Origin of the sequence: Vibrio sp. SCSIO 43135 (assembly GCF_023716665.1) — a bacterium.
GTDB lineage: Bacteria > Pseudomonadota > Gammaproteobacteria > Enterobacterales > Vibrionaceae > Vibrio > Vibrio paucivorans.
This window is the reverse complement of the sequence record NZ_CP071859.1, coordinates 1,164,964-1,178,891: the sequence shown is the minus strand read 5'-3', so window position 1 is coordinate 1,178,891 and position 13,928 is coordinate 1,164,964. Positions and strand designations below refer to the sequence as shown.

General features: G+C 46.5%; 11 protein-coding genes. 8 read left to right on the top strand and 3 right to left on the bottom strand.

Annotated features, from left to right (window positions below; translation table 11 throughout):
• Positions 1-41 precede the first annotated feature (41 nt).
• Both J4N42_RS05465 and J4N42_RS05460 read left to right on the top strand, forming a co-directional pair.
• Positions 42-716 carry a response regulator transcription factor gene (locus tag J4N42_RS05465; RefSeq protein WP_252030386.1) on the top strand — a complete coding sequence of 225 codons (675 nt, stop codon included), beginning with the start codon at positions 42-44 and terminating at the stop codon, positions 714-716.
• Positions 716-1,984, top strand: a complete 1,269-nt coding sequence (locus tag J4N42_RS05460; RefSeq protein ID WP_252030384.1) for a sensor histidine kinase — start codon at positions 716-718, stop codon at positions 1,982-1,984. The genes J4N42_RS05465 and J4N42_RS05460 overlap by 1 nt, the downstream gene beginning before the upstream one ends.
• Here the strand turns inward: J4N42_RS05460 and J4N42_RS05455 are convergent.
• On the bottom strand, positions 1,974-4,451 hold the full coding sequence (locus J4N42_RS05455) for a bifunctional diguanylate cyclase/phosphodiesterase (protein ID WP_252030382.1): 2,478 nt from the start codon (positions 4,449-4,451) through the stop codon (positions 1,974-1,976). The two genes, J4N42_RS05460 and J4N42_RS05455, sit on opposite strands and share 11 nt — an antisense overlap.
• A gap of 161 nt (positions 4,452-4,612) precedes the next feature.
• On the opposite strand from J4N42_RS05455, the gene J4N42_RS05450 reads away from it, so the two are divergent.
• Together J4N42_RS05450 and J4N42_RS05445 are read left to right on the top strand one after the other, a co-directional pair.
• Entirely contained in the window at positions 4,613-5,509 is an 897-nt protein-coding gene (locus J4N42_RS05450; protein ID WP_252030380.1) for a 1-aminocyclopropane-1-carboxylate deaminase/D-cysteine desulfhydrase, read from the top strand.
• Positions 5,510-5,599: 90 nt separating this feature from the next.
• Complete coding sequence (locus J4N42_RS05445; protein ID WP_252030378.1) at positions 5,600-5,929, top strand: DUF1496 domain-containing protein; 330 nt, start codon at positions 5,600-5,602, stop codon at positions 5,927-5,929.
• A 108-nt stretch (positions 5,930-6,037) separates the two neighbouring features.
• Here J4N42_RS05445 and J4N42_RS05440 read toward each other — a convergent pair whose 3' ends face one another.
• Positions 6,038-7,909, bottom strand: a complete 1,872-nt coding sequence (locus tag J4N42_RS05440; RefSeq protein ID WP_252030376.1) for a fructose-specific PTS transporter subunit EIIC — start codon at positions 7,907-7,909, stop codon at positions 6,038-6,040.
• Between the two features lie 260 nt (positions 7,910-8,169).
• Between J4N42_RS05440 and J4N42_RS05435 the strand changes: the two genes are divergently transcribed.
• Both J4N42_RS05435 and J4N42_RS05430 read left to right on the top strand, forming a co-directional pair.
• Positions 8,170-8,469, top strand: coding sequence for a PTS fructose transporter subunit IIB (locus tag J4N42_RS05435; RefSeq protein WP_252030374.1), 300 nt, complete (start codon positions 8,170-8,172; stop codon positions 8,467-8,469).
• Between the two features lie 10 nt (positions 8,470-8,479).
• Positions 8,480-9,256 carry a PTS sugar transporter subunit IIA gene (locus tag J4N42_RS05430; protein WP_252030372.1) on the top strand — a complete coding sequence of 259 codons (777 nt, stop codon included), beginning with the start codon at positions 8,480-8,482 and terminating at the stop codon, positions 9,254-9,256.
• 3 nt (positions 9,257-9,259) lie between these two features.
• On the opposite strand, the gene J4N42_RS05425 is transcribed toward J4N42_RS05430, so the two are convergent.
• Positions 9,260-10,099, bottom strand: a complete 840-nt coding sequence (locus J4N42_RS05425; RefSeq protein WP_252030370.1) for a helix-turn-helix transcriptional regulator — start codon at positions 10,097-10,099, stop codon at positions 9,260-9,262.
• A 370-nt stretch (positions 10,100-10,469) separates the two neighbouring features.
• Here J4N42_RS05425 and J4N42_RS05420 point away from each other — a divergent pair, with 370 nt between their 5' ends.
• Positions 10,470-12,371: a PTS fructose transporter subunit IIABC gene (locus J4N42_RS05420; RefSeq protein ID WP_252030369.1), complete on the top strand. Its 1,902-nt coding sequence runs from the start codon at positions 10,470-10,472 to the stop codon at positions 12,369-12,371.
• A 120-nt stretch (positions 12,372-12,491) separates the two neighbouring features.
• Positions 12,492-13,718: a mannose-6-phosphate isomerase, class I gene (gene manA / locus J4N42_RS05415; protein WP_353505351.1), complete on the top strand. Its 1,227-nt coding sequence runs from the start codon at positions 12,492-12,494 to the stop codon at positions 13,716-13,718.
• Positions 13,719-13,928: the final 210 nt, after the last annotated feature.

Sequence of the window (13,928 nt, the reverse complement as noted above, 5' to 3'; positions counted from 1 at the left end):
TTTTCTGGATATTTGGCGCTGTGTTAAGATGAGAGATAGCCATGAAGAAAGTGTTACTGGTTGAAGACAACCGAGAAGTTGCCGGTATTTTATTTGACTACTTTGAATGCCTCGGCATGGAACTCGACTATGCAGACAACGGTGAACTCGGACTTCAACTCGCCCTAGAAGGCCGTTTCGACGTTATCCTGCTCGACCTCATGCTACCTCGAATGGATGGCCTTACCGTGTGCAATAAGCTGCGTGAAGCAGGCAACAACACTCCGGTATTAATGCTCACAGCTTTAGACAACCGTGAAGACATGCTGAATGGCTTTAAACACGGCGCAGATGATTACCTCACCAAGCCATTCGATCTCGAAATTCTTGAAGCAAGAATGAATGCGCTAGTAAAACGCTACCGTGGTGAAGTGTCTCACTCTTCCATCCAATTTGGCCAAGTACGAATCGATCAAAAGACGCGTAAAGCCTACCGTTCGGATAAGCTTCTTGCTCTGAATCCCACCACTTACACCATACTCGAACTGCTATGTTTAAAAGCACCCGAAGTGGTCAGCAGAGAAGAAATCTCTGAAAAGCTATGGCAAGAGAACGAGCCAAACAACGATGTATTGAGAAGCCACATCTATCAACTGAGAAATCAGCTCGACAAGCCATTCACCACCCCACTTTTGACCACGATTCCTAAAGTAGGCTTTCGCTTAGAGGAGCAGTGATGATTACCCACTTTCTCAACAGCACCAAGTCTCTCACTGGTAGGCTGGCGACGTTTTTCACCTTTGTATCGGTGGTGATTGGCCTCGTCACCTTCCTGATGTTTATCGCGGCTTTGCAGTGGTCGGAAGATCGCGTAGGTGAACGCCGGATATTGATAGACCGAGACGAAGCAGCCCAGCGCTTTATTCAAGGAGAAAGTGGAGTTATCCAAATAGATGCCCTCACCTACGCATACAACGACTTATCCCTACTGCCCAAACCCTATGATGAGTTTATAAAAGGCAAACAGAACTTTCTTGGCGAAGTGGGCCACGACTTTGACCCACTGTCACACATGGTCTACGTTGGACACTACTGGGTGAAGGGTGAGCAGATGCCTTTAGTCCTCTTATCACAAATCGACCGAGTAGAATTTGGGGTCGATGAATTGGTCTATTCGGGAACTATAGTCATTGGTTTGGTTGCGGCTCTGATGTTCATGTTCGGCACCTTACTCTACCGCTTATCTCAACGCTTGATCGAACCGGTCAACGACATCGCCAATCAGCTTGAGCAACTATCTGGTGATGCTCAGCAACCATTTAAAATTCGCCCTGGCGCTGCTGTTGAGTTCCAAGTCCTAACTGAACGGCTTAACACTTATCGCTCTGATATTCACGCTTTACTGAAACGTGAGCAGGCTTTTGCTCGCTATGCTAGCCATGAACTAAGAACCCCGATTACCATCGTCAAAGGAGCTAACAAACTATTGTCGAAAGCCCAGCCAACAGACTTCCAACATCGGCAAATAGAACGCATCGACGAAGCAAGTCAGCAGATGAGCACCATGGTTGATGCACTACTCAGCCTTGTAAGATACGAACGCGATGCATCAAGCTGTGAATCCCGAGTGTTTGGTAAAACAGAACTGGAGCAGATTGTGGCTCAAAACAGCGCGCAAGCCATCACAAAGAATGTCGAGTTGGTGGTTTCCGTTACTTCTGAGCCGGTCATAGACGCATCACCTGCTATCGTCAATATGGTGCTTGGCAACTTACTTCGTAACGCCATCGCAGCCACTAATCAGGGCAAAGTGACAGTCTCACTTTCTGAGCACTGTTTGGTTGTGGAAGATGAAGGGGAAGGATTAGCCGAAAAGCCTAACCAAGAAGGGCATGGTTTAGGGTTATTGATTGTCGACGACCTTTGCCAACGCTATCACTGGCAGTTTTCTCTGACCAATAGGCAAGGTAAAGGCTGTCGAGCAGACATTCAGTTTACGCGCTAGTATGACTACCTGAAACCTTATCGCCATAACGATGAAGTAAATCCTCAAACGCTAGCGGCTTATCAAACAAGTAACCCTGTAATAGCTGACAGCCCGAGGCTTTCAGCCACTTGCTCTGCTGCTCGGTTTCGACCCCTTCTGCTACAGTAATCAGCCCAGAGACTTCGGCGACGGCGAGTATAGACCGCACCACCCCTTCACCTTGAAGGTTCACTGCTACCTCGTTGATAAATGCGCGATCAATCTTAATTTCGCTGATTGGAAGCTGGTTTAAGTAGCGCAACGAGCAATAACCGGTACCAAAGTCGTCCAAAGATATACCAAATCCTGCCGTTCTCAGCTGCTCCAAGATTGGGCGAGTCGACACTAAGTCATGAATCAGAATGTTTTCGGTAATCTCAATCGTCACCTGCTCGGTATCAATACCAGACTGTTCAACCATGCCCAATAAGCGGTCAACTATCTCTGGCTCCAACAACTGAATCGGAGAGAAGTTGACGGAGACACCAATTTTCAATTGGGTAAGCTGACAAAAACGCTGCACATCCGTGCAAGCCTTTAGGAAAACGTAGTCTCCAATAGCGTCAATCAATCCTTTCGATTCTGCGACAGGAATAAACTCATCGGGAGGCACAAACCCTAGGTTGTCATTCGACCAACGACAAAGTGCTTCTACCGCTTTGAGCTCTCCAGTAACACCATCGACTTGGGGTTGGTAAACCACCGAAATTTCGTCGCGTTGTAACGCATTAGCAAGCTCATCCTCTACCAAGAATTGACGCTGTACATGCTGGTTAATGTCTTCGTTATAAAACAGTGCCGTGCCCTTTTGTCTCCCTTTCACTTGGTACAGCACAATGTCGGCTTTACTGATCAACTGTTGTTCGTTCTCGCCATCGGCTGGGTATGTCGATATTCCCACACTGCCCGACACCTTTAACCTCACTCCATTGAGCAGCACAGTATCATTAACCAGCGCCAGTATTTGTTGTGACTTCTCAGTGATTTCCTCTAGGCTGTTCATGTTGGCAAAACACAATATAAATTCATCGCCCCCAAATCGCGCTACCGTGTCTTGCTCTGTGGTGAGAGTTTCTAGCTTACGGCTAATCAGCTGTATCAATTCATCCCCAACACGATGGCCATGCTGGTCGTTCACCTTCTTAAAGTCATCTAAATCAACAAACATTACCGCGAGCATGCTGTTTTGTTCGCGGCAGCGTTTGATTGCGGCTTCAATATCTTCGCTCAGTTTAAATCGATTGGCTAAGCCGGTGAGCGAATCAAAGTGGGCATAGTATTGAAGCTGCTCTTTGCTCTTCTCTAGCTGGTTGATGTTGTCTTGAATATTGTTTTTAAACGCATAGAAGCGTCTATTAATGTAGCTACCGAGCCATAGCGAAATAGCACTCGAGATCAGCGCAAACACCAAGCAGACTATCAGTATCTTATTCAAGGCTTGCTTGCCTTCTTCAACTAAGGTTTGCTCTTTATCAACCAAATACGAATCGATTCGAGTGACAGGCACAGACGCAATCAAGGTCCAATTCCAACGCGGATAGTGATAGACATAAAACAGTGCTGGGTTGGCATCGTTCGCTTGCGTCATATCAATGAACTGCCCACCTTCAATAAAGTTTTGCCCCGCTAGCTTGTCAGCAAACTGCCACTTTTGCCCGACCTTACTGTTGTCGATATGTGAAATCACGGTTTTTTCTTCATCCAAGACCACCACCGAACCTTTGTTTTCAAACGTATAACCAGATAGCCATAGCAGTAACCCGTTGCGAATATCGTTTTCAACATCCACCACGTATTCACCTGTACCTATAAACCAATCATAAGGTTCGAAACGTTTACCAAAGCCGATTTTCTCGAACTCTAAATCGCCAAAGCCTGGTTTTCTGAACCACCAGCGATAAAAGGCCTCACCAATGTCTGATTCCGCAATAAGATCAATGTGTTCCTTTAAAATTGGCGTGCCATGGACATCCTTCAAACCGATTTTGGACTGGCCTTCAATTTGCGGAAGTAAGGGATGCAGAACATTGACACCCTGCATGGTAAAGACAAAGAAATAACCGCGCTGCTGGTTAAAGCGAATCGGTTTCAGTGCTTGATAGATTCGTTGAGTAATCTCAGATTTACGTAACTCACGATTGGACTCGTAGATGTGTTGGACAATTTGATGGGCTTCAAGGACGCGAGTTCGAATATCGCTTTCGAGGATATTCACCGTTTGAGCGTGTTCAAAGTTCATCTTATCGATGATCGCATCCACTCTCTGTTGCACCGCCGCTTTTTGGCTGGCGATAAAGTCTGCTCTTAGTCCATCGACTAAAATGCGAGTTTTCTGTTGATTGTGATGGGTTAATAAAACCACTAACGCCAAAACAAACATGCTGACAATTAAAAAAGGAAAATAACGTACGATTTTAACCAGCTTCACATCGGAAACTTTATACATGATATTTTGCCATTCCTTAACTTTTCCAAAGAGTCTCACTTCCCGTGAAACTTCTAAGCCCCTGTATTCAGAATAGCAATCTAACGCCTGTAGTGCGTTGAGTGGCGATGAAAATGTCGGGTTGATATAATTATCAGCCACTTCCATAGCCGATTATTGTGATGAAGCTCAGTAATACCCCTATCACCCAGCACCAATTTCTAGACACCACGTTCTATTTAAAGCGTGACGATCAGTTACATAGTCACTTTACCGGCAACAAAGCGCGTAAGTTTATGTCACTGCTCGACGTCAACGATTCTACTATCACGACGCTGATTGGTTACGGCTCTGCTCAGGCTAATTCACTTTATTCATTGGCCGCACTGGCGCGTATTAAAGGCTGGCAATTAGAGTTTTATGTCGATCACCTTCCAGAGTGGTTGAAGGAAAACCCACTAGGCAATTACCGCGGCGCTTTAGAACTAGAAGCTCGCATCATTGATATGCAGTCGTTGGATGAGTCACGACACCCTGCCGACTATATAACGCAGGTACGAAAACCTGATTCACATTGCTTAGTTGTTGAAGAAGGTGGGCGTTCCACCATGGCAGAAGCGGGGATCAAGCAACTTGCTAGCGAGATTCTTTCTTGGAGCCGATACGAAGGGGATAAACAGTTTACGGTCGCGCTTCCATCCGGTACTGGCACCACTGCGCTTTATCTGCACAAACATCTGCAGCCTCACGGTATCGAAGTCATCACATGTCCGTGCGTCGGTGGCGAAAGCTATTTGATTCAACAGTTTGAAGAATTAGGGGAACATAATCACCCCACAATACTGACGCTGCCTAACAAGCATCACTTTGGCAAACTATACCAACAAGACTATCGAATCTGGCAAGCCCTGTTGGAGCAAACCCATGTAGAATTTGATCTGCTCTACGACCCTATGATGTGGCGTTGCTTAGAATCATGGATTCCAATGAATCCGGATAGAACCCTTATTTATCTCCACCAAGGCGGGGTCCTTGGCAATGAGAGCATGCTGCCAAGGTATCAGCGCAAATGGGACTAAATTGGCTCAACTATTACACAGCAGCGTATTAATCCCCGTTGATTCAGGTATATACTTAATGCGTTACCCCGATAGGATGGAACTCGAACTATGAAACGCATGACTATGGCTGCCACTGCACTGTTTTCTACGGTTTTGTCTGCTCTACCAGCGAGCGCAAAAATCATCAGTACGCCATCCAAACCCATCGTCGCCGTTGATGGTAGTGCTGCGGCAAAGCGCGTCTGCTACTACGAAGACAAAGCATACTCATTAGGGGCAATGTTGCAAATTGGGGATAACACCATTGTTTGCCAAGAAGCTAACGACTATGAAACCAACGGCGCGCTACGCTGGTTTAACCTCAACGCTATCGACACCTCAAACACCGAAATAAGTGAACCTAAAGACGGCTCGGTAAAAACCTACTCACTGAAATAAATAGACCCTGATTTAGTCGTTCCTAAGCAATAAATTCAGGCATAAAAAAGGCTCCATTAAGAAATGGAGCCAGGAGCATAATAGTTCGGGGGAACTATCTGACTAAATTCATACTCGCTTTGATTGCATCAGCGCTGCGGCATTGAGCATCGCATCTTTGGTGCTCACATCAATAATCGAGATATTTTTAAATCGTTCGGGTTCTTTGATCGCAACATCGTGAGCGAAAATCACCAGCTTCGCTCGCCTAATATCAAGTTCAGTGATTCGGTTACTGATCCCATTTGCACCTTGGGTTTCTACCTTGATTCGAACCCCCATAGAATATGCTGCTTTTTCCAATGACTTGGCCGCCAAGAACGTGTGAGCGACGCCTGATGGGCAAGAGGTCACGGCTAACACATCCGCTTCTCCTTCCGCCTCTACCGAGCTATATGCATGGCTTAGCGCATTATAGTTCTCTTCTTCGTCTTTGCCGGTCTTCTTAAGGGCAATAACAATCAATGCGGTCGTTAATGAGCCGGCAACCGTGCCAACGATGTATCCTAATTTACCGTCTACCACAGGCAACACAATCCAGCCGCCCCACGGCGCATGGTTAATCACATGGAACATAAATCCCGTCACGTTGCCGACAATGCCGCCAGCCACTATCGCGGGCAATACTCGGGCCGGATCGGCAGCCGCAAATGGGATCGCACCTTCGCTGATACCAATCATTCCCATGATACCAGCAGCCTTGCCCGCCTCTCGTTCATCGCGCTTAAACTTACTTGGGGACAATACCGTTGCCAACGCCAGCCCAAGTGGAGGAGTACAAATGGCAATACCAACGCCCCCCATTAACCAAGGTTGTGTGTTCACCTGTGTTTGAGCAAACAGCGTAGCCACTTTATTGACTGGCCCCCCCATATCAAATGCGGTCATTGCTCCTAGAACCGTGCCTAGTAGCACCTTACCTGAACCCGCCATTCCAGTGAGTAAACCGTTCAACGAAGACATCGCCGATGCAATCGGAGCACCTATCACCCACATCACTGCACCGCACGTTACAAACGTACCAACCAGTGGATAAATGAAAATACAGCCTAAAGAGCTCATACTGTCTGGTAAAGGGATCTTCTTTAATCCCCACACCACGTAGCCAGCAAAAAAGCCCACCACGATAGCGCCTAGAAATCCTGTGTTGTATTGATTTACAGCCACCCAAGCGCCAATCATGCCAGGCGCCAAGCCAGGTTTATCGGCGATCGAATAAGCAATGTAACCACCCAGAACGGCAGTAAATAACATTAGCCCTGCCGAACCCATTTGAGCCACGTCGGCCAACATACCGTCTTCAGGTAACGCGCCATGACCAGACAGCATCACCGAAAGTGATAACAGCACGCCACCCGCCACAATAAAGGGAATCATATGGGACGTACCAAACAACAAGTGCTCTTTGGTGCGTGCCATACGCTGCTTGAAAGGGCTGAGCGGTTCATCGCCTTGTTGAAACGGCTCCATGCTGCCGAACACAGGTTCTGGAGGGATGTCTGTAATAAGCTGATAAGCGTCATCTAGGTTCTTGCACGCTTTTAGCTGCTCGACAAATCCGTCTTCGATAAGTTTACTCGACAGCTGAGCCAGAACTTCGATGTGATGATGATCATCGCCATCTGGTGAAGCAAGCATAAAAAACACATCCGACAACTCACCATCTTCGGCGCCATAATCGATACCAGTTCGGCTAATGCCTACTGCAACAGCAGGTGTAGACACAGCAGCACTTTTCGCATGAGGAATGGCAATACCCTCTTCAAACCCCGTATTGCCAACGTCTTCACGTTTCCAAATATCGTCGAGAAATTGCTGCTTGTCGGCCAGTTTTCCTGCCGCGTCGAGCAGCTCAACCAACTCTTCAAGCGCTTGTTGTTTGGTCGTTGCCTCTAGCTCAAGGCAAATCATCTCTGTCTCAACGAGGTTTGTAATATCCATTGTCACCGTTTACCTTGCCGTACGTCAGCCCTGTAACTCCAATCACCGTCGAACAAGCCGTTTCTGTTCCAAATAGGGCATCGATAATGGCTAGATTATCCATCTCGCCCCAATCGATATATAGGACTAAACGCCCCTCAACTGGATTATTGTAACATCCACATCAAACTGTGAACTGCATCTTTCAAAATGCACAGCCAAGTCAATGCAATCCATTACCTCTGTGCTACTATCGCGAAAAATCCATTGCGAGAATCATCATGAAAATTGTTGCCGTTACTGCCTGCCCTACTGGTATTGCACATACTTACATGGCAGCAGATGCATTGACCAAAGCCGCGCCAAAACACAAGGTTCACATCAAGGTAGAGACCCAAGGTGCAATGGGGATCGAAAATCCACTCAACCCGCAAGATATCGCCCATGCTGATAAAGTGCTGATTGTTTCTGACATTGAAATCGAACAAATGGCACGCTTTGAGGGTAAGACATGTATTCAACTGCCAATCGAAGACGTTTTGCTTAACGTCGACAAAGTGTTTTTGCTGCACTGCCGTTAGTCTCGCTCCAATGAACGAATATCAGATTTCCTTTTTAGTTGAAGACCCCAATGCAAGTGCAACGGTCGCTAAACCCCTATCTCGACTAGCAAAAAAGTTCAAAAGCCAAGTACGCATCATCAATATTACGCGTAATCGAACCGCCGACTTATCGCGCTCGATGGCCATGCTGCAAGCGGCGCTGGTCGAAGGCGACTTATGCCAAATTACAGCGTTTGGCATAGATGCGGAGCTGGCGTGTTTTGTGCTCAAAGATTTGATTGCAGAGCACTTTTCTTTGATCGGCGCGCAAATCAATTATCAGTTTTCTAACCAACTTATCGAGCGCCACCCACAGCTGTCTCCGCCGAGCGCCACTGAATGGTGGTTTGCCAAAGCGCAGACAGGCTTGACCAAGTTTGAGTGTTTAAAAGGCCTCGCACAGCTCATTTACCCCACTCATCCCGATGAGCTTATTCTGTCGTTTATTAAAAGAGAGGAACGCTCTTCCACTTGCGTGACACCCGGAATTGCTCTTCCTCACGTGATGTTCGATGGTATAGAACAAATTTCAGTGGCAGTCATCAGCAGCGACTCACCAATTGACTGGGCCTCAAAGATGGGCAATGTGCATCTTGCTATAGCACTGGTGATGCCGAGTAAACCAACTAGGCAGCAGATCATTACCGCCACGAACCTAACTCGAAACCTGCTGTGTGATCAGCTATCAGACAGATTGAGAAACACTAAAAACCCGATTGAGCTTCAAGCGTTACTGATGTACTCCATGACTCGCATTTTGGCTTAACGACTAAATAGAACCTCGGTAATCAGAGGGCGTTCTGCCCGTTCGTTTTTTAAAAACCCGACAAAAGTAGTTCACATCTTTAAACCCGCAACGCAATGACACTTCATTGAGTTTGAAGTTGTACTTCTTGAGCATAAATTTAGCGCGATCAATTCGAACCCAAGTGATGTAGTCTGCCAGCGTCATGTGGCCCTGTTGACGGAACAATCGCGATAAATGGTTGGGCGAAATACTAAAACGTTCCGCGATACTATTACGTGTTATCTGGCGATGGAAGTTTTCTTGAATGTAGATACAGATCCCCTGATACAAGTCCTGTACACGACTATGAGATTGCTCTGCTGGCGCTTCCAACATCGACTTGCAATACTGCAGTAACGCTTGAAGCAGTAACTCATCCATAGGCTGCTTGGTATTTTCGCGAGCCAGCGAGCTAAGTGCTTCTAAGATGTTGTCGATTGCAAAGCCAGAGCGGGTTTGAATGCTGTGCTTTTGAATGTCGTAAAAAGTCGTCTCACCTTTTCTCTTGCTGACCAAACTCAAACCTAATTGACGCCTCCCAAATAACATACTCAGTACCGAACAATCGGTATCCCAATCAGGCTTATTCCAGCAGTTAGGCGGCACAAAAATCGCGTCGCCGGCTTTAGCTACGATTTTACAGACTTTACGTTCGTGATTTTCCATCTCGTTGATGTATTCACCATCCAACACCAGTTCTAAACGGGGGAAGTTAACCTGATAGCTGAACTCTGGTGGCGTGTGAAAATCGCCCGCAAACCAGATCTTCTGGCTAGATTCTCTCTCTGCTAATAGCGAACTAATTAAATCGTGAAATACCATACTTGAGGCTCAGTAATGCCGCGCTGCGACAGTGACATTCAATAACTGAAAGTAGATATACCCTGCTTCGTCATTTTGCGCTATTGAGTGAAATCACAATTTCAATCAAATGTTACATATATCCAGTTATAGTTCTAAATGTCCAGTATCCACCTCTACATAGAACAGCACACACATAAAGCTATCCATTTGTTTTTAATACACTTAACCAATCAAAATCGGCACTAAAACCTATCGACAACCGATCAAGATCACACGTCAAAAATGCAGTTACAATCGTCTAGTAAATGCATTCTTTCTTCACTACATACCTTTTCCTCTCCCTCTCAAAATATCCCCAATACAACAAAAAAGTCATTAGGGGTTCCAAATGATCACCAAACTTATCAACGAGCAATTAATCAAGCTCGACCTGCAAGCCAACACCAAAGAAGAGGTGTTTAAAGAGCTGATCGATGTTCTTGAATCACAAGGCCGAATTTGCGACAAACACCAGTTTCTTGCCGACATCAAAGCTCGAGAAGAACTCGGTAATACTGGGTTTGAAGAAGGCGTCGCACTGCCCCATGCGAAAAGTGCAGCTGTAGTAGAGCCCGCGGTAGTCATTGGCGTGCACAAAGCCGGTATTGATTACGGAGCGGAAGATGGCCTGCCATCAAAGTTGTTCTTCATGATTGCTTCTCCCGATGGCGGTGACAATCACCATATTGAAGTGCTCGCAGAACTGTCTTCGAAACTGATTGAAGACGGATTTATTGATAGCTTCCTTCAATCCACCTCTTCAGAACAAGCCCTCAGCTTACTGCTAGAAAAGCCAGCGGAAGTGGAGCAAACCATCGAGCAGGACAAGGGTTTTATCATCGGCGTTACAGGTTGCCCAGCGGGTGTCGCTCATACCTATTTGGCGGCAGAAGCATTAGAAAAAGGCGCGGCGGCATTAGGCTATGAAGTCAAAGTCGAAACCAATGGGTCTATTGGCGTTAAGAACAGTCCAACTGACGCAGAGATCGCTCGCGCTGACGCAATTGTTGTCGCCTGTGATAAACAGGTCGACATGGCGCGCTTCACAGGAAAGCGTGTAATAAAAACCAACGTCAAAGCTCCGATTAAAGATGCAGAAGGGTTGATACAGCAAGCACTCAACGCTCCTCAGTATTACGCAGAAGCACAAAAATCCGATACCTCCGTTGCCAGTAAAGCATCGCAAGCTCGCTCCGATTTGTACCGTTTTCTAATGAATGGGGTATCACACATGATCCCATTTGTAGTCACTGGCGGTTTGTTGATTGCCCTTGCGCTTGCAATCGGTGGTGAGCCGACAGAGGCGGGGATGGCTATTCCTGAAGGCAGTATGTGGAACCAGATCCTTGAAGTGGGCGTGGTCGCCTTTACGTTGATGATCCCAATCTTGGCTGGCTACATTGCGTATGCGATTGCCGATAGACCGGCTCTGGCTCCAGGCCTAATCGGTGGCTGGATTGCCAACAACGGGTCTTTCTATGGTGCAGAAGCCGGCACGGGTTTCATCGGCGCTATTGTTGCCGGCCTGCTGGTTGGTTACTTCGTTAAATGGGTCACGTCCATCAACTACCACAAGTTCATACAGCCACTTGTCCCTATTATGATCGCCCCAATTACGGGCTCGCTCTTTATCGCCGGTCTGTTCATCTTTGTTATCGGTGCACCAATCGCAGGGCTAATGGACAGCCTAACTGCTCTGCTCACTTCAATGAGTACCGGGAACGTTATCTTACTTGGCATTGTGCTTGGTGGTATGGCGGGCTTTGATATGGGTGGTCCGTTTAACAAGGTCGCATTCTTATTCTCTGTCGGCATGATTGCCAGTGGCCAAACACAATTTATGGGTGCGATGGCCTGTGCAATTCCAGTTGCCCCACTAGGTATGGCACTCGCAACTGTACTTGGTCGTAAGTTAGAGCTGTTCGAGTCATCTGAAGTTGAAGCGGGCAAAGCCGCTGGCGCGATGGGGCTAGTCGGGATCTCAGAGGGCGCGATTCCATTCGCAGCTCAAGATCCAATGTCGGTCATTCCTGCCAATATCCTTGGTTCTATGGTTGCAGCTGTGATGGCGTTCTCCTTTGGCATCACTAACAGCGTTGCACACGGTGGTCCTGTCGTGGCGCTACTTGGAGCGATGAACTACCCGCTGCTGGCCATTGTATGTATGGCTGCAGGTACTGCTGTTACTGCAGTTACCTGTGTGACATTGAAAAAACTCCGCAAAGAAAAGCTGATCCCAGCTGTCGCTTAACCCCTTCCAACTCAACTAGTGGCTTGAATCAAGGTTCAAGCCACTCTCTCGATAATGGTGATAACAATGCCAGAATTCACGACATCTTCTGCCCACGCCGAGCACAGTCACTCATCGTTACTGGACTCGATGACTTACGCTAACGAAGCCACTTATAAGCAACACATACCCGCATTCCTACCGATGCACAACGTTATCCAGAACTACGCTTGGGGCAGTACCAACTCATTGCAAAGCTTGTTTGGCTTCAACAACGACAAAGAGGAACCTCAGGCAGAAGTGTGGATGGGGGCGCATCCTAACGGCTGCTCTTACGTCGACATTGATGGTCAGCAACACAACTTAGCTGAGCTCATTGCTAAGCAGCCCGAGCAATACCTTGGCAAAACCACATTCGAACAATTTGGCGAATTGCCCTACCTGTTTAAGGTTTTAGCCGCAGAAAAGGCCCTATCGATTCAAGTTCACCCGAGTAAACGCCAAGCGGAGGCTGGATTCTTAAAAGAGCAAAATCAAGGTACCCCATTTACAGCTGGAAACCGCAATTATAAAGATCCAAACCATAAACCAGAATTGGTGTACGCCTTAACCCCTTACCAAGCAATGAATGGATTTCGTTCGCTCGAAGAGATCATTGAATATTTTGCAAAGTTAGATATAAGTGAACTAGCTCCAATAATAGATCACCTAATCAATAACCAAACCGATTTAGGTTTATCTCAGTTTTTTTCTTCATTGCTCACTTTGGATGGAAAAATAAAGCAAAGAGCCATCAATAAACTCATTGATAAAGTAAGCATCGTAGAAGAACCTGTTTGCTCTCTGATTTCAAAGCTGGCTGATCAATATCCGGGAGATATTGGCCTATTCTCACCATTAATTCTCAATGTTATTACCTTACAACCCGGAGAAGCGATGTTTTTGGATGCGCAAACACCACATGCGTATATCAAAGGCACTGGGTTAGAAATTATGGCCAATTCAGACAATGTATTGCGTGCAGGTTTGACACCCAAATACATCGATGTCGAAGAGCTTATTGCATGTACTCGTTTTGAACCTAAGCCGTTAAGCAGCTTAAAGTTGTCACCAACACAATCTGGAGACACTCTAAACTACGCCATACCTGTCGATGATTTTAAGTTTTCGATTCTCTCTCCAACCCATCCAATGGAGTTGGAAACTCGGAGTGGCGAAATCTTACTCGCGATTGATAGCCCCGTTAACTTGCAGCATACCAATGGCGAATCGTGCGACCTGAAACCGGGGCAATCGGTGTTCATCCCAGCTTGCAGCGAACGTTACACTGTGAAATCCGCTGGGCGAGTCGCTCGCGCATTTTGCTAATTATGTGCTGTTAAGATGTAAGTCGTTAAACTAAAAAAAGCCTCGCTCAGCGAGGCTTTTTTTATACCCAAGTAACCTCAAGATGCAGAAATAACGATGCTAATCACAGTTATTATTCCATGATACAAAAGTATAGCTAAGGCATTTTTTTTACTATTTCTGAAAAGTTAGAAATGGATTAATTTTTCATCATGGAAGATTAATTAAGCG